Consider the following 17,266-nt stretch of genomic DNA (forward strand, 5'->3'; position numbering starts at 1 on the left):
GATAATTAGGTTGTTTTCCTGTATTTTGTCATTGCGAGGAACGAAGCAATCTCACTAACAATAAGACGCAAAGTTTGATTTAGCAAATGAGATTGCTTCGTTCCTCGCAAAGACAAACGAGACGGTGTAGCAATGTTACTTAACAATCAACAGCCAGCCTTTTCCTTTTGAAACCGGAATTTCATCTTTTGCTGTAAAGGTTTTTGCTGGTTGGAAATTTATAATTTCGGGTGCTGTAATAGTTGCTTTTGATGGATTAATTCCTAGTTTTTTCCAGTCGATGTTCAGTTTTACATTTACATCAGTATCAGCCCAGCTTGCAATCGAGATTAAAGCTGTTCCGTTCTTTTTGTAAACTGTTGCCAGAACTTTTTCGTTGTTGGTTTTTACCGGACAGTTTTCGCTCCAGTATCCAATCATTTCAGAACCTTTAATTCCGAAAGTATCCCACAATTTCCAAATGTTTCTTGGATCGGCATTATTGCTCCACGGAAGTCTGTTTGTCATTCCGTAAACCATTCCTCTCCACGGATTTCCGCCATCCTGAAGCATTTCTCCCATTAATCCAAACGGGATTCCACTTACTTCGGTTAAGAAAAAATCAGGCTGATTTTTTTCGTAATCAAAATATTCTCCAAACCATAATTTGTTGATGTACGGAAAGTGTTCCATGTATAAATTGGCACTATTATTAAATCCATCACTTTTATTGTACTGATTCGCGCTGTGCAAATCGATAATTCCCGGGTGATTGTCCTGAGTTAAAACTCTTTTAATACGTTTCATCGTGATTCTGTCAAAAGCTACATCATCGAGATAAATTCCGTCTATACCTACGTTTTGAGTTAACCAGTTCATTCCTTCAACGTAATAATTATGCCAACGGTTCATACCGCTGTTTACAATTGCCGCATCTTTAATTTCAGGTACAAACCAAGCCGCGATATAATCGTCGCCAACGTGTTCTTGCAGCCAGGAGAATCCTCCTCCTTTTCCCGGAGAATAAATTTCGTGTCCTAAACTTCTTAAAGCGAAAGTTTCATAAGCTTTGTTCGAAACCTCTCTTACGGTATTGTAAATTTTTACTTTTAATCCTTTTTCATGTGCCTCATCGATATAGGTTTTCATCTTTTTAAATTCAATAAAAGGATAATTGATATAAGGATTAATCGCGTTTGCGTGGTGAATATTAATTACCGTTGCCCCAGTTTTAGCAATAGAATCGATTGGACTGTATTTGTGATAAAATTTACTGTCCCATTGAAAATCAGTATTTATGCTGTGGAATGGAGTAATTAACAAGTTGAAATTATAATACAAAACATCACCTTTTTTAATTGTTCTGGCACCACTGTAAGCGTTTACTAAAACTGATTTTGGATTTGGCGTTATGGTAATTCCACCTTTATTTTCGTTACCCCAAGAAGCTGGCAATAACAATGGTTTTTGTAAATAGAAATTCGTATTTAACGGACGGCTGTATTTTTCGTCTCTTAAAGAAAACTGCAATCCGGAGTTTACAGCGCCAATCCAGGCACCATCTTGGTTTTTATGCGCTACATCCCATTTCCAGTCAAAAGAAGCAGGACGATCGCCTCCTTTTTGACCCAATCCCATCATGTATTTTGCAGATGCAGGCTGCATAGGCAATTCAAAATTAATATCGCTGAAAGAAGCATCTTCAAGAGCTATAACTTTTACAGTATAATGTACAAAACCATCAAATTCAACAGAAGCGTTTACATCCATTTGTACCGATTGTGAAGTCGAAGTGCTTTCCCAAGAAACTGTTCCGGCTTCTTTTTTAGTAAATTTTAAACCGTTATTTTTCCATTGCAAAGTTTCTTTTCCTGACGCATCTTTAAAATGAAATGCAATAGGAGAACTTAAAATATCATTTGGTTTTGTTGTAACCGATGTCATTTCCGGCGTAAAGAACGTCTGAATTTGTGCCGGAAATCCATTTGGAGCCAAAGTCAATTTTCTCCCTAATAAAGAGATTTCAGTATCTTTTACAGTTAATGGTGTATAAGGCGGAATAACGGTATTTTCCTGTGCTAAAGTTGAGTTTAACCATTTTAAACGCGTCATTTTTTCCGGACTGTCGATACCGCCGTTTTTAGTTACTTCGTTTGAAACGGTTATTTGAAGTGTGATTTCTTTCGATTTTCCGTCAGCAATAACAGTTGCTTTTCCGCTGTATGTTCCCGTTGCTGCAGTCTGTGGTACATCGATGCCGCACCACATGGCCTGAATTTTTCCTTTTGATACGGAAACGGTATTGGTAAAAGGAGTACCATCATATTTTGTTCCGTCAGTATTAATACAGCTGATATCTTTACCCTCAATAGTTGCTCCGTTTGTGCTTACTAAATTGGTAAAAGATACTTTTACATTTTTTAAATCTTCAAGGGCGTAAACTCCTAATTGAAAAGCTAAATATTCACCTTTCTTTGCGGTATCAGAAAAAGTGTTTTGAGCGCCTTTCTGAATCCATCTTTGTGGTAAATCGGTTTTCATTTTGATAGAATGTTCTCTGTCTTCCGGGAAAACCAAAAAAGAACTGCCGCTATTTTTTGCGATAATATCTTTTGTTTCTGCTGCCGTTGCAATTACTTCCATCGGGTAGAAACTATTGAAAGTATTTACACTTTCGATTTCGGTTACGGTGCAATTGTCTTTTAGGTCTGTTTTTATTTTAGAAAGCCATTGCGCGTCGGCTTTATTTTCTGGTTTTGCGTAAATTCCTTTAGGATAATTGGCATCGCCTTCGTCAATATACGGCATGTAATACACATAATAAGTTCCTTTGCCCGAAATTGGTTCGAAGATAATGGTACCGTTTTCGCGGTTAATATTTTCTGTTTTTAAATTTAAAACTTCCTTGCCTGATGCATCTTGAACAATAATTTTTTTCAACTGCGGATTTTCATCTCTTCTTCGCCATTCGATAGTCGCTTTTGCTGTATTTCCTGTTCCCGAAAAAAGAATAACAGCACGATGATTTCCTAGTAAATTAGGATTCCAGCTGTCGTTTCCGTCTGCGTATTTTATTTGTGCCGTAATTGGAATACTGATCATGAAAAGACACATGATCAAGATTCTATTTAAGATTTTTGTGTTTTTTAGGTTTAGTTTCATTTGTTGTATGTTCAAGTTAAAAGGGTGTAGTTAGTTTGAAATTTAGTAAACGGCTTTCCATCCATTTTTCTTCCAATATGCAATAATAGGTTTATATGGGCCATATTTGTGCTGTTCTTCAGAAAAATTATCACTAAACGGACTGTGCGCATAATCGATTGGTTTGCCCATTTTGTTTGGATAATCGAATGTTTTAGGATTGGGTCTGGTGTGAATGGCATCGTCGTTTACATAAGCTGCAATATCAAGTGCTTCTTTGTCTGTAAGATAAGGTTTGCCCGGAGTTACTTTGTCATACGGCATATTGTTTTTTAACCATTGTGCCTGTTTGATAACTCTGTGCATGCTTGAACCTGGCTGGTAGCCATATTGTCCCCAAAGCGGCGGATAGGTGTAACCCGATTTATCGGCGTTGTATTGTCCTTCTCCGTCATTTCCGTGACAGCGTGCACAATTTTCTATGAAAAGTGTTTTTCCTCTTTCCGGGCTTGCAGCAACATCTGGGAATTCTATTTCTAAATTTTTTGCTCCTTTAAAATTACCGTCTTTTGGCACAAACTTGCTTATCCATTTAAAATAAGATAAAAAAGCCACCATTTCTTTTCCGTCAAGCGGAAGGGGTTTGCCGGAGTGAGGTCTCATAATGCAGTTGTTAACACGTTCAGCAAGTGTTAAGACTTTATTTTCGCGTCCGCGGTATTGCGGATAATTATCGTGTGAGGACATTAAATTGAAAGCGTGAGCTTTTGTACCGGCATCCTGATGACAGTTGGTACAATTCATTTTATTGCCTAAATATTTTCCGTTGATTCCGTTTGGGCCAATATAATAAGCCGTTTTCAGCATCAATTCTCGTCCATAACGAACCGATTCACCAAATTGATCGTCTGGAATTTGTGAAGTATCAATGGTAATGTAACCTTCCTCTTCTTCATCAGCAGTTTTTGCTGTTAAAGTTTGAGAATTAGATTTGGTGCAGGAATTGAAAACAACCATTGGCAATGCTGAAAATAGACCAATAAGAATTATTTTTTTCATGTTGTAAATTTTTAATCTGATGGTATAATTATACCTACAAGGTTTGCAAAACCTTGCAGGAGCGTTACTTTCTAATTTAAAAGAAAGGGTTTTACTTTTTCTTCGGGAATAAACTGAGTGCGATACGGCGGAATTTCAGATTCTAAAGCCCAAAGCAAAACTCCTTTTCTGTTGGTTAAAACCGTTATATGTCTTTTAGAACAGCAGCATAATATGGCATCTTTGTCGATCATATAAGCGCTTCCCATTCTGTCATTATAAATATCCTTTGGTAATTTTGTCTGGAAATCCAGATTTACGGTGTTTGCTTTTTCGTTTACTTTTAAGGCAAAAACCGATGATTGTTTTTTGTCTACACCATTATCAAAAAACATTAAACTTCCTTCCTCATTAATGTGTGCAGCATGCGCCTGAGTAAAATCAATATTGGCATCCATTTTAAAAGTACCTCCTTTTCCTAATTTCCAGATTACTTTTCCGGTTTTAGAATCGATTTTCCAAATCTGGCCGTTGTTATAAAAAGAGATTAGAAAATTTCCGTCTTTATCATAATTAAGGCTGTTGGCATGCATCCAGTCTTTTTTGGTTTTTAAAAGTGCTTTGTCTTTCATTGGATCTAAATCGTCAAAAACACTCCATTTCCAGATTTGTTTTCCTTTTTTATCCAAAATCAAAATCCCGTCTCCGTTGATAGTATCTTTCTTTTTTCCTCCAATAGAAGTTAGATCGGTTATTTTTACATCAACAAATAAAGTAACAATTTCATTGGTTGATTTTTTTATAATTTCATGGTGGATGACTTGTTTTAAATCGCCTTGTCCTTTTTTAATATGAGTTAAAGTATCGCCCTGAAGGTTGATTTCCAGAATTTCGCTTCCGTAACTTGTAGGTTCGTCATTTTTTCCAAGAATAGACAAAATCGTTTGGTCTTTAGTAAAATGGGTTACTTTAAAACCTTTTCCTTCAACGGTATGATACCATCTTAAGTTTCCTTTGTAATCTACTATATAAGCCGTTCCGGGAGTTTCTCTTTTGGCCAAAAGCATAAAACCTTTTTTGAAGTTTTGCGGCAGAAGTTCCGGTTTTGGACAATTTGCCTTAAACTGATTTTGAAGCCATTCTGGTAATTTTCTGGATTTAAAAGTATAGACTTTGCTTGAATCTTTTTCTTTGCCATTTACGGTAATCAATTGAAAACTATAATTCGTTTCGGGAGTTATGTTGCAGAGTACCAAAGAATGGGAGAGACCTGTTTTTGAAATGGGAGAAGTTATTTTATTTTTTGTTCCGTTTTTGTCAGCCCAATAGACAGCATATACCTGTGCATTTTCATTCGTGGTAACATCGAGCTGAATTTTCAATTCGTTGTTGCCATGAGTCCCAATATTGATATTTGTAATACGAACCTGTTTTTTAGAACAACCTGCCAAAGCAAGAAATACTAAAATAAAACTCCCTTTTAAAATTAATTTTTTGATCATTTGAAAGCTATCTTTAATGAAACAGAAAAATACTTGTTTTGAATATAATCAGGAACAGACGTTTTAAAATTGCCTGTTCCTGATTGTAATACTTTTATTGTCTGTCGGCGTTGCTTAAATTTGGATTAAGGTTTACCTGACTCTGCGGATAAGTGTAATACTTATTTTGCGGCATTTTTATAAGTGCAGCTTCTCCAACTCTAAGATGATAAGCGTTTACCAGAACATCATATTTGTTCATTCTAATTAAATCCTGACGACGCTTTCCTTCGTAGAAAAGTTCCCATCCTCTTTCTTGCAAAATAGCATCTCTTAAACTAGCCTGAGTATGTTCTCCTAAAACCAGAAGTTTGGCGTGTGATCTTCCTTTGACCTGATTGATCAACCCGATAGCTTCACTGGTTGGACCGCTTATTTCGTTTAAGGCTTCGGCTCTGCTTAATAATACATCGGCATAACGAAGGATGTTTACACTATGACCATCGTAATAGGTCGTAGTTTCATCATCGGCATATTTTCTGGTAGAAACGTCTGGCATATAAAATACACCTGCAGGCGGTTCAGCACCTAATGACGGAGCTTGTTTGTGCAATAATTTGTCAGTACCCATAAATTCCGGGAAGAAACATTGTTTTCTTTCGTCTTCGTCTCCAAAAGTGTTGTAGAAATCCCAGTTTACAGTATAATACTGCCATCTGTTTTCTACAACAGGATGATCGATAGGACCAAAGTGATTTAATAATTCTGTTCCGTTTACATTGGCGTCACTTAAAGACGAAAAGATATTTTCACTGCACCATTTATTACTTTCTTTAAATAAACCAAGGTAAGTAGGGTAAAGGCTGTATTCGCCTAAGTTCATTACTTGCTGCGTAAGTGCAGCTACTTTTTGCCAGTCGTGTCTGCGCAGGTATAGTTTTGCTAATAAAGTAAGCGCTGCACCTTTTGTAGCACGTGCTACATCATTAGTTTCATAAATTGGATTTTGTTTGTAATTAACCGGTAAAACATCTGCAGCTTCTGTTAGTTCTTTGATCATAAACGCATCAATTTCTTCAACAGATGAAGGCGGAGTCTGCTCTAAATATTTCGGATTTTCTAAATTAGCTTCTGTTATTAAAATGACAGGTCCCCAGGCATCTGTTAAATCCATATAAGAAGAAGCTCTTAAGAATTTAGCTTCGGCTATAAACTGCGCTTTTTCGGCACTTGAAATACCGCCCATTTTTGCAATATTGAAAATCGAAAAATTGGCATTGGCAATCAATTTGTACATCGCATTCCAATCTTCAAGAAGCAAACCGTTGCTGGAATTCCAGGTTCCCAGAGATAATTGTCCCGGATCGCCGCCATATTGGCAATGTCCAAGATCTGTAGCAATATCTGTTAAGGCGAAGTGTCTTGTTGCCCAATAAGAAAAGTTATCTCCAACAGACGGGCCTTTTAATCTTCCGTAAATTGAATTGATAGAAGCGATGGCATCTGACTTGGTTTGAAATCCGTTGGTATTGGTCAAATTACTATACACCGTAGGATCAAGATCCTGATTGCACGAAAACTGTGCACCAGCGGTAAGTAAGAGTAATAGAATTGTATATTTTTTCATTTTAATAAATTTAAATGTTACTAAAAAACGTTAGACTAGTGAATGGCAACCTTGATACCTAAGATAAACGTTCTTGAAGCCGGGAATGAATTAAAATCAATTCCACCGCCTAAGTTTTGTTTTGTCGCATCGGTAGTGTAATGTCCGTTTACCTCAGGATCATTTCCAGAATAATTCGTAATTGTCAGTAAGTTTTGACCAATAGCATATAACCTGATGCTGTCTATGAATTTAGCTGTTTTTAAAACGCTTTCCGGAATAGAGTATCCAATAGAAACATTTTTTAAACGCAGGTAAGAGGCTTCTTCAACAAATTTTGAGTTTACATAACTTCCGTAAGTGCTTTTGTAGTAACCGTCTCTTGGAATGTTGGTATTTTCATTTGTACCAGCCACCCAGCGGTTTAATGCATCTGTACTTGTTGTAGATTCGCCTACCATTTTGGTCATGTTGTAAACAGAATAATCAAAAGCGCCCTGGAAGAAGATATTTAAATCGAAATTTCCGTATTTAAAATCGTTATTAAAACCAGCAGTGTAATGAGGAGTAGAATTTCCTAAATACGTTCTGTCATCAGCTGTGATTTTACCATCTCCGTTAACATCTTCATATTTTGGATCTCCTGGAACAGAAAGAGGCTGAGCCGCATAAGTTTCGCCCGTTTTGATAACTCCAGCATATTTATATCCAAATAAAACGCCCATTTCTCGGCCTGGTTCCAGTCTCGTAAATTCCTGACCAGAAACTGTACCGCTTGGATTAGAAGTATTGGTACTGATGATTTTTACATTATCAGCAAGTGATACAATTTTTTGTTTATTGTAAGCCACGTTTAATGAAGTCGTCCATGTAAATTTATCTGTTCTAAAATTGGTAGTGCTGATTCCTAATTCAATACCTTGATTGTCAATAACACCTGAGTTAATTCTTTGTGTGCCAAATCCCCACCATCCTCCAACAGGAATGTTTAAAAGAGCATCAGTCGTTCTTTTTTTGTACACATCAATTGTAGCCGTAAGTTTATCGTTAAAGAATCCCATGTCTAAACCAATATCGGTTTGCGCAGTTTCTTCCCATTTTAAGTCAGGGTTTGCTAAATTTTCAGGTTCATTACCTCCGGCAAAAACGTCTGAAATGGTAACTCCCCAAGGTTTTAATCTTGGCATGTATTGATAATCTCCAATACCGTCATTTCCGGTAATACCGTAACTAACTCTTAATTTAAGATCAGAAAAAGTATTTAAATTTTGAATAAACGATTCGTTAGACATCTTCCAGGCAATCGCCCCAGAAGGGAAAATACCAAATTTATTGTTTGGACCAAAACGAGAAGAACCGTCTTTTCTGATTGTGAAAGAAGCTAAGTATTTATCATTAAATGAATAATTTAACCTTCCGAAGTAGGAAGTCAGTTTGGTTTCTGTTTTTTCTGTTTCCGGTCTCAGATAAACTTTTGCTGCTTCAAGTTTATAATACGTTAATATGTCATTAGAAAAACCAGTTCCGGCCGCTCTAACTCTTTCAAAAGTATCTTTTTGATTAGAAGTTCCAATCATGGCACTTACAGAATGTTCTTTTATATTGAATTTATACGTTAAATATTGTTCTGTACTCCATCTAAAATAAGTTTTGTTTTCTTCAGATCCAGATCCTTTTAAGGCTGCTCCGGCCACTAAAGTACTTGGAGTATATTTTCCCTGAATATTTTCCTGCCATTCAGCACCGGCACCAAAATGGTAAGTAAGCCCTTTGATAATTTCATAATCTAAAAACATATTACCGTTTACGACTCTGTTAATAGTGTGGTCAGTTGGCTCTACTAAAAGTGCCAAAGCATTGTCTTTTCCTTGGTATTTATAGAAAGAACCATCAGGATTGTAAATTGGAATACTAGGAATAGCGGTTTGTATAGAAAACATTGGTGACAGAATATTATCTCCAAAATCGCTGTTATTTCCTTCACTTGCAGCGCCGTACACGTTGGTACCCATATTTAATCTTTCATTAAATCTTTTCTCACCGCCCATTCTCACTGTATACCTTTTAAAATCAGTATTTTCGATTGATCCGGTTTGTTTTAAATAGTTTCCTGAAAGAAAGAATTTAGATGTTTTATCGCTTCCGCTAAAGGTGATCGTTCTGTTTAAAACCTCACCCGGACGAGTCGCTGCTTCAAACCAATTGGTATTAGCAATAGGAAAACTTGACGGAAAAACGGGTGGTCTTCCGTTTTCTTTTGCAATTGCATTTTGAATATCAGCATATTGCTGTCCTGTTAGTAAAGACGGTTCTTTAATGATATTTTGAAAACCATCTGAGATTTCGGCCTCAACCTGCATTTTTCCTGATTTTCCTTTTTTAGTCGTAATAATGATAACACCATTTCCTCCTCTTGCACCATAAATAGCAGTAGAAGAAGCATCTTTTAAAATTTGAATGTTTTCGATGTCATTTGGGCTGATAGAAGCACCTGTACTGGTAATAAATCCATCTACAACATACAAAGGAGCATTAGAAGTATTAATAGAGTTTCCTCCTCTAATTACTACAGATGGAGTACTTCCGGGCGCATAACTATTTTGCTGTACCTGAACTCCCGAAGCACGTCCCTGAAGTGCCTGTCCAACATTGGCAATAGTTCCGCCAAGATTTAGGTTTTCTTTTCCAATAGAACTTACAGAACCGGTAAGGTCTTTTTTCTTCGCTTTTCCGTATCCAATAACAATTTCTTCTAATTTTTGTCCTACCTCTTTCATTACAATTTTTAGAGGAGAACTGCTAACCGAAACTTCCTGATCTTCCATACCAATGTAGCTCACAACAAGTTTGGTTACGTTATCGGCAACAGTAATGGCAAAACTTCCGTCAACATCCGTTTGAACACCTTTGGTTGAGCCTTTTACCACTACATTGGCGCCCGGAAGAGGTAAACCATTTTGATCTGTTACTGTACCTTTTACTGTTTTTTCAAAATAAATTGAAATATTGTTTTTGTCAGCGTTGTTTATTGATGAAGATGCCGAAGCGTGAAATGTAAAAACTAATAACGAAAGAATCGTTAGTTTGATTTCTTTACTGGATAGATTGTTAATCCGAAAATCCCTTGGTTTTTTTTGGGTTAATAATTTCATACTTGAATAGGTTTTGGTTAATGTTTAATTGCTTTTTTTGTTTGTAGGTTTTAGACTTCTTTTTTTACTAAAAAAATGATCTTCATTGTTTATTTGGTTTTAAGAGTGAGTTTCTTTTTCTTCAAATCAAGCATCTGCCGTTAATCTTATTTTATGGGTTATTTGATGTTATTTCTCTGGTTTTTTTAATGAAAAACCGATCAAAAAAATCGCTTTATTAACTTAGTTTTAAGATTAATTCCTGACGAAACTATTGATTATATTTTTATTAAACAAGAAAAAACAGGAAAAATGTGCTCGAACACACAAAATTTATGTTCTCGAGCACATAAAATTATGCAAAACGTTTTTTTTAATATAAAATGCTATGATTATTATAAAATATTTTGGAAATTCGCTGATACTATAATTTGAGCATTTTTTTGATCAAATCAATGTTTAAGTAGATAATGTGCAAAGATTTTGAAAATTCTTATTAATTATACAATGATAGAATAAAATGAATAGTATTTAGCTGTGTTTCTTTTATTGATTATTTATCATAAAAAAAGAAGTTTTTATAACAATGTGTCTTTAAAAAAATGCACACTTTTTATCCGCTGATTTTGAAGTAAATTTGCAGCTTCTAAAAAAGCCCAAAAACAAAATTTAGAATTGTAGTTTTTCAATTTCAAAAAATAAAAAATTAACAAAATTTAGCATTTCAAAAAAGTGAAAGAATATCAAGTCATTTTAATCCAAAAAACTCAAAAAAAAACGAATGCGATTTTAGATTTTTCCGATTGGGAAAAAGCAAATTGTTTAACCGATTTTTGTTCGCCCTGGAAAAAGAATTCTTTTTCTAAAATTGAATTTAGAGCACTTTGGGATTTTGAAAATCTGTATTTTCAATTTAAAGTTTTTGATACTGAAATATATATTGATAAAAAAGATGACAGCATCGACAGCATTGGAAACTCGGACAGGGTAGAGCTTTTTTTTAGAAAAGATGAAAATCTCAGCCCATATTATTGTTTAGAAATGGATTCTGAAACCAGATTAATGGACTTTGAAGCATATCCGGACTGGAATTTTGATTTTAACTGGAACTGGCCCAAAGAGCATTTAGAACTTACAAAATCAAAAAACGAAGAAGGTTTTAGAGTTGAAGGACGTATTAGTATTTCGTCTTTGAAGGATTTAAATCTAATTCAGAATAACAGTATTGAAACGGGAATTTACAGAGCTAAGTTTTCTAAAAATGAAAAACAAGCGTATGAACCCACATGGATTTCATGGGTAAACCCAAATACAGAAACCCCAAATTTTCATATCGCATCTTCTTTTGGAAAATTAGTTTTTTTCAAAGGTTCTTAGGTGCTAAGGTTCTAAGGGACAAAGGGACAAAGGTTTTTGCCCACAGGTTTTACTGATTAAAAGGGTTTTCGCGGAGTTTTATTAAAGATATAATCGTAGAGGCGCACTGCAGTGCGTCTTTTTATGCGCAAAAAATAAAATAATCTCTGTGTAAATCTGCTAGATCTGCTAAATCTGCGAGCCATTTTTTTTAGCCCGCGGGTTTTACTGATTAAACGGGTTTACGCAGAGTTTTATTAAAGATATAATCGTAGAGGCGCACTGCAGTGCGTCTTTTTATGCGCAAAAAATAAAAAAATCTCTGTGTAAATCTGCCAAATCTGCTAAATCTGTGAGCCATTTTTTTAGCCCGCGGATTTTACTGATTAAAAGGGTTTTCGCGGAGTTTTATTAAAATATTTTTTATACGCAAAAAATAAAAAAATGATTTAACACATAGAGACATAGGTTTTTGTATGTATAAAAGAATACAAAAAGAAACAAGTTTCTAACACATAGCTCTATGTTTGTTTTAATAAGTGAAACGCCTTTTTTGAGATTGCTAAATCTATGTCTCTATATGTTAAAATTTAATTATTCAGCAGATAAAAATAATACCTGCGAAAACCCGTTCAACCCGCACAATCTGTGCGCCATGTCATTTTACAATCACTAAAAAAACTCAGCACCTCAGTATCTTAGAACCTTAGCACCTTTAGATATAAAATGCCGCATTTTCAGCATTGATAATATCAATTGGCAGTAAAATAGTTTCCTGAATTTCTTTTCCAAATAAAAAATGCTCTACTAAAGTACTTACGCCCAAATAAGCCTGTCTTTTTTGATTTTGGTGAATTAGAAAATGTACCAGTCCCTGATTTAAATAACTAACATTTTTCTCTATTAAGTCATAACCAATAATGGCAATTTTCTTGTTTTTAAGCGCATCTAAATGCGAAGCGATTTGATATGCTTTTGAAGTCGTAATAAAAATGCCGCTTAAGTTTGGATTTTCTTCTAAGAAAGCCGAAAACTTAGCCTCAATATTCGAATGTTTTAGTTTTAAGGTGGTTAAGGAGAAGTTAGAAAGTTTCTTTTCATCAAAATAATTTCTAAAACCCTTTTCCTTTTCCTGCATGTGCACGGCGTTTTTAAGGCTTTCATCGATATGGATTATGGCAATTTGGCCTTCAGTTAAAACCAGGTTTATTAAACTTGCTGCTACGCGTCCGCTTTTATGTAAATCCTGTCCGACAAAACTTTTTATCGAAGCCGATTCTACCTGATTGTTAAACGTATTGACGATAACCTCCAGTTCATCGTATTGTTTTACAATTTCTAAAGTTTCTTTATGGAAAAGCGGCGCAATTAAAACAGCATCCGGAGATTGTTTGATGATCGTTTCATTTGTGCTTAAAAACGATTTGGTACTTTCGGGATTAAAATAATGCGTTTCAATAACTACGCTATAAGCCTTAAATTCTTTTATGGCATCCTGAATTCCGGTTACACACGGAAGCCAGTAGGGATCAATTTCAGGATCGGGAAGTAAAACACAAATACGGTAAACCTTATTGTTTTTTAAATTTCTCGCAATTAAGTTGGGCTCGTAGTTGATGACATTTAAAACTTCGTTTATTTTGTCAAGAGCTGTAGGAGAAACCTTTCCTCTATTATGCAATACTCTGTCAACAGTTCCTTTAGAAACTCCTGCCATATTTGCGATATCCTTAATTGTATATTTTTTTTCCATATAAACAAATATAGAAACTTTGATTTAATTATGGTAAAATAGTTATAAGATTTCAATTGTGTGCTCGAGAACATTTTTATAGTGTGTTCGAGCACATTTTATTGTTTTTTCTTGTTTTATAAAAATATAATATATAGTTTCGTGAAATAAAACCAAAAATACCAAAAAATAAATCTAACCATAAGCCTATTTTAATTCATTGAATTTTAGTGGTTTAAAGTCTTTTTTAAATGAAAAAAATTACTTCGCTTGCTCCCGGCCGAACCTGCCTTTTTGGAGACCATCAGGATTATTTAGGGCTGCCTGTTATTGCCTGTGCTATAAATCGGAATATAAAACTAACTGCAAAGCAAAATGACTCAAATTTGTTTGTGCTGAATATGATTGATATTAATGAAGTCCGCACGATCGATATTAATGCCGTTTTCGACACGCTGGAACCGCGTGATTATTTCGCATCATCATTGCGTGTACTTCGACGATATGGCTGTGTGCCAAATACAGGTTATAATATTACAATTGTGGGAGATATTCCCATTAATTCCGGAACTTCAAGTTCGTCAGCTTTGCTAATGGCCTGGATTTATTTTTTAATAACTGCTTTTGGAGTTGATAATGAAGTTACGCCTGAATTTATTGCTAAAATAGGATACGAATCTGAAGTTCTCGAACATGGAGAACCGGGCGGTATGATGGATCATTTCAGCATTGGCGTTGGAAATATTGTGTACATCAATACAAAAGATCCTTTTTCGTATCAAATTATCGGCACAGAACTAAACGGACTCATAACTGGAGTTTCCGGCGTTCCTAAAGAAACTATTGGTTTAATTGGGGAGTTAAAAGGAAATGCGCTGATGGCAATTGATATCGTGAAACAAAACTATCCCAATTTTGATCTAAATGCTTCAAAAATAGAAGATTTAGATTTGTACCGAAACTGCCTTCCGGATCGGTTAATTCCATTTTTTGAAGCAGCTCTAAAAAATTACCATTATACCAAAGAGGCTTTAAAAGAATTTGAAAAGCCAACGCTGGATTTAAAAAAGATTGGTTCACTGATGAACGATCATCATGCTGTTTTGCGAGACCTGCTCAAAATTACCGTTCCCAGAATCGACGATATGATTAATGCGGCCTTGCGTGCCGGAGCTTATGGTGCTAAAATCGTAGGATCGGGCGGAGGAGGCAGTATTGTGGTTATTGCAGATCCTGCTAAAGTAAATTTGGTTATCGATGCCATTTTAAAAGCCGGAGCCGAAGAAGCGTATGCCGTAAGCGTTGATCCGGGCGCAAGAATTATTGAAAATTTAGAAATTTAGAAAAAATGAGTATGCACAATAATTTAGTTATTCTTGCTGGCGGCGCATCGTCCCGCATGAAAAAAGAAGCTGTTTTAGATAATTTATCTCAAGAAGAAATCGCTCAGGCCAACGAAAGAAGCAAAGGTTTAATAGGTGTTGGATCAAGCGGAAGACCTCTATTAGATTATCTTTTATTGAATGCTAAAAAAGCCGGATATCAAAACATTTATATAATTATAGGCGAGCAGGGAGAATTGTTTAAGGAATTTTACGGAAGCCAGAATACAAATAATAATTTTTACGGACTCAGCATTTCATTTGCTGTGCAGTATATTCCCGAAGGACGCGTAAAACCTTTTGGCACAGCCGATGCTTTGTTTCAGGCGGTAGAACAATTCCCGGAATTAAACTCGCAGGAATACTCTGTTTGCAACAGCGATAATTTATATTCTGCCGAAGCTTTGCTTGCGTTGAGGGAAACAGAAAGTCCAAATGCTTTTATAAGTTATGATCGCGATGCTTTGGAATTTCCATCAGAAAGAATTTCGCGTTTTGCTATCGCTAAATTAGATCAAAACAATCAATTGCTGGATATTTTGGAAAAGCCTACAGCCGATGATTTAGAACATTATAAAGATGTAGAAGGAAAAATAAGAGTAAGCATGAATGCTTTTAAATTTACCGGAAAAACGTTGTACACACATCTTAAAAACTGTCCTGTAAACCCCGAAAGAGACGAAAAAGAACTGCCAACCGTACTTTTAAATTCAGTAAAAGAAAATCCAAATACCACTATCGGAATTCCATTTTCCGAGCATGTTCCGGACTTAACCGCCAAGGAAGATATTGCCGATGTAAAAGAATATCTGAAGAAAAATTATCCTGTACTAAACTGGGATTTTTAAAAATTAACAAAAATTTCATATCTAAATTAGTGGAAATTGTAACTTATTACATTACTTTTGCAATGCAAAAAAAACGCAAATAATTGCGTAAAAAACGCAAAATAATATAAAAGTGTTGATTTTCATTTTAGATTGAGTAACTAATCTATTAACCAAATCAACCCAATTATTATGTCGAACATTGAAAGTGCCATACAAGTAGATAAAAAGAGTACTGTTATTCCTATGATGATTTTAACAGCATTGTTTTTCATTCTTGGATTTGTAACCTGGCTCAACGGACCTTTAATTCCCTTTTTTCAATTAGCATGTGAGCTTACATCGTCTCAGGCTTATTTTGTGACTTTTGCCTTTTATATTGCCTATTTTGTAATGGCGGTTCCGTCATCGTGGATCATTGAAAAAGTAGGTTATAAAAATGGTATTTCATTAGGACTGCTCATTATCGCATTAGGTGCCTTTATGTTTTATCCGGCTGCAGAAAGCCGCACTTTTATATTTTTCCTGATCGCATTATTTGTTATGGGAACTGGTTTGGCGATTCTTCAGACAGCATCAAATCCGTATGTGGTGGTGATTGGTCCCAGAGAAAGTGCAGCTGCCCGAATCAGTGTATTAGGAATCGCAAATAAAGTAGCGGGATTCGTTGCTCCCTTGATATTGACAGCATTGGTTTTGTCTAATATGCAGGACTTTACGGCAGATAAAATCGCCCTTTTGGATACTGCTTCAAAAACAAATGCCTTAAATATTCTTGCATTACAATTGCAAAGACCTTACCTTTATATGGGATTGATTATTACGGTTTTAGCACTATTGGTAAAATTATCTCCGCTGCCGGAAATTGATTTAGATGAAGAAGGAAATGTAGCGCATTTGAGCATTTTTAAACAAATAAAAAATGCTTTTAGACGTCCGCAGCTTGTTTTGGGAGTGATAACCTTAATGTTGTATCTGTCTGCCGAAGTTTTAGCCGGGGATTCTATTGGAGCCTTTGGAAAACAGCTTGGAGTATATGGAAGCGAAGGAAATTTTTATTTAAAATTAACTTCTTTCACTATGTCGGCAATGGTGGTGGGGTATGTATTAGGAATTACACTGATTCCAAAATATGTATCGCAGGTAACAGCCTTAAAAGCTTCAGGAATTTTAGGTGTCATTTTGGTTTTGGTGATTGTATGGATTTCTCCAAAAATCATGATCCAGCTGCCGGGAATTCCAAATCTGCCCGTAGTAATTCTTTTAGTAGCATTATTAGGTTTGGCAAATGCACTTTGCTGGCCGGCAATTTGGCCAATGGCTTTAGAGGATTTGGGCGGTTATACTAAAATAGGAAGTGCCATTTTAATTATGGGAATTATTGGCGGTGCTGTTTTTCCTTTATTTTATGGCTTCATAACAGAACATATAAATACATTAAATGTAGCGGCAGGAACGCACGAAGTTTCAAAAAGCGGCAATCAAATTGCCTATTTAATGTTATTGCCATCTTATTTAATGATTCTTTTTTATGCAGTTAAAGGTCATAAATATCGAAAATGGTAATTTGAAAAGAGTAAATTAAAAAAACTA

At 35.3% G+C, this 17,266-nt stretch carries 10 protein-coding genes; 4 read left to right on the top strand and 6 right to left on the bottom strand.

Features of this window, described 5'->3' with window-relative positions; translation table 11 throughout:
• Positions 1–135: 135 nt before the first annotated feature.
• From AC1RRQ_RS02215 to AC1RRQ_RS02235, 5 genes are all read right to left on the bottom strand, one after another.
• Positions 136–3,141, bottom strand: coding sequence for a glycoside hydrolase domain-containing protein (locus tag AC1RRQ_RS02215; RefSeq protein ID WP_493020994.1), 3,006 nt, complete (start codon positions 3,139–3,141; stop codon positions 136–138).
• Positions 3,142–3,183: 42 nt separating this feature from the next.
• Complete coding sequence (locus tag AC1RRQ_RS02220) at positions 3,184–4,179, bottom strand: c-type cytochrome (protein ID WP_493020996.1); 996 nt, start codon at positions 4,177–4,179, stop codon at positions 3,184–3,186.
• Positions 4,180–4,250: 71 nt separating this feature from the next.
• Positions 4,251–5,660 carry an aryl-sulfate sulfotransferase gene (locus tag AC1RRQ_RS02225; protein WP_493020998.1) on the bottom strand — a complete coding sequence of 470 codons (1,410 nt, stop codon included), beginning with the start codon at positions 5,658–5,660 and terminating at the stop codon, positions 4,251–4,253.
• A gap of 94 nt (positions 5,661–5,754) precedes the next feature.
• The gene (locus tag AC1RRQ_RS02230; RefSeq protein WP_493021000.1) at positions 5,755–7,266 is read right to left on the bottom strand and encodes a RagB/SusD family nutrient uptake outer membrane protein; all 1,512 of its coding nucleotides are present in this window, start codon (positions 7,264–7,266) and stop codon (positions 5,755–5,757) included.
• Positions 7,267–7,301: 35 nt separating this feature from the next.
• Entirely contained in the window at positions 7,302–10,397 is a 3,096-nt protein-coding gene (locus AC1RRQ_RS02235) for a SusC/RagA family TonB-linked outer membrane protein (protein ID WP_493021002.1), read from the bottom strand.
• A 711-nt stretch (positions 10,398–11,108) separates the two neighbouring features.
• Here AC1RRQ_RS02235 and AC1RRQ_RS02240 point away from each other — a divergent pair.
• Positions 11,109–11,753, top strand: a complete 645-nt coding sequence (locus AC1RRQ_RS02240; RefSeq protein ID WP_493021004.1) for a sugar-binding protein — start codon at positions 11,109–11,111, stop codon at positions 11,751–11,753.
• Between the two features lie 694 nt (positions 11,754–12,447).
• On the opposite strand, the gene AC1RRQ_RS02245 is transcribed toward AC1RRQ_RS02240, so the two are convergent.
• Positions 12,448–13,485: a LacI family DNA-binding transcriptional regulator gene (locus AC1RRQ_RS02245; RefSeq protein WP_493021006.1), complete on the bottom strand. Its 1,038-nt coding sequence runs from the start codon at positions 13,483–13,485 to the stop codon at positions 12,448–12,450.
• A 230-nt stretch (positions 13,486–13,715) separates the two neighbouring features.
• On the opposite strand from AC1RRQ_RS02245, the gene AC1RRQ_RS02250 reads away from it, so the two are divergent.
• From AC1RRQ_RS02250 to AC1RRQ_RS02260, 3 genes are all read left to right on the top strand, one after another.
• The gene (locus tag AC1RRQ_RS02250; protein WP_493021008.1) at positions 13,716–14,807 is read left to right on the top strand and encodes a mevalonate kinase family protein; all 1,092 of its coding nucleotides are present in this window, start codon (positions 13,716–13,718) and stop codon (positions 14,805–14,807) included.
• Between the two features lie 11 nt (positions 14,808–14,818).
• Complete coding sequence (locus AC1RRQ_RS02255; protein WP_493021010.1) at positions 14,819–15,694, top strand: sugar phosphate nucleotidyltransferase; 876 nt, start codon at positions 14,819–14,821, stop codon at positions 15,692–15,694.
• A 171-nt stretch (positions 15,695–15,865) separates the two neighbouring features.
• On the top strand, positions 15,866–17,239 hold the full coding sequence (locus tag AC1RRQ_RS02260) for a sugar MFS transporter (RefSeq protein WP_493021012.1): 1,374 nt from the start codon (positions 15,866–15,868) through the stop codon (positions 17,237–17,239).
• Positions 17,240–17,266: the final 27 nt, after the last annotated feature.

The organism is Flavobacterium sp. GW821-FHT12A05 (genome assembly GCF_058807735.1).

Bases quoted from the DNA above. Each gene is read 5' to 3' on its own strand.
- AC1RRQ_RS02215 (WP_493020994.1), bottom strand. From the start codon at position 3,141: ATGAAACTAAACCTAAAAAACACAAAAATCTTAAATAGAATCTTGATC.
- AC1RRQ_RS02220 (WP_493020996.1), bottom strand. From the start codon at position 4,179: ATGAAAAAAATAATTCTTATTGGTCTATTTTCAGCATTGCCAATGGTT.
- AC1RRQ_RS02225 (WP_493020998.1), bottom strand. From the start codon at position 5,660: ATGATCAAAAAATTAATTTTAAAAGGGAGTTTTATTTTAGTATTTCTT.
- AC1RRQ_RS02230 (WP_493021000.1), bottom strand. From the start codon at position 7,266: ATGAAAAAATATACAATTCTATTACTCTTACTTACCGCTGGTGCACAG.
- AC1RRQ_RS02235 (WP_493021002.1), bottom strand. From the start codon at position 10,397: ATGAAATTATTAACCCAAAAAAAACCAAGGGATTTTCGGATTAACAAT.
- AC1RRQ_RS02245 (WP_493021006.1), bottom strand. From the start codon at position 13,485: ATGGAAAAAAAATATACAATTAAGGATATCGCAAATATGGCAGGAGTT.
- AC1RRQ_RS02250 (WP_493021008.1), top strand. From the start codon at position 13,716: ATGAAAAAAATTACTTCGCTTGCTCCCGGCCGAACCTGCCTTTTTGGA.
- AC1RRQ_RS02255 (WP_493021010.1), top strand. From the start codon at position 14,819: ATGCACAATAATTTAGTTATTCTTGCTGGCGGCGCATCGTCCCGCATG.
- AC1RRQ_RS02260 (WP_493021012.1), top strand. From the start codon at position 15,866: ATGTCGAACATTGAAAGTGCCATACAAGTAGATAAAAAGAGTACTGTT.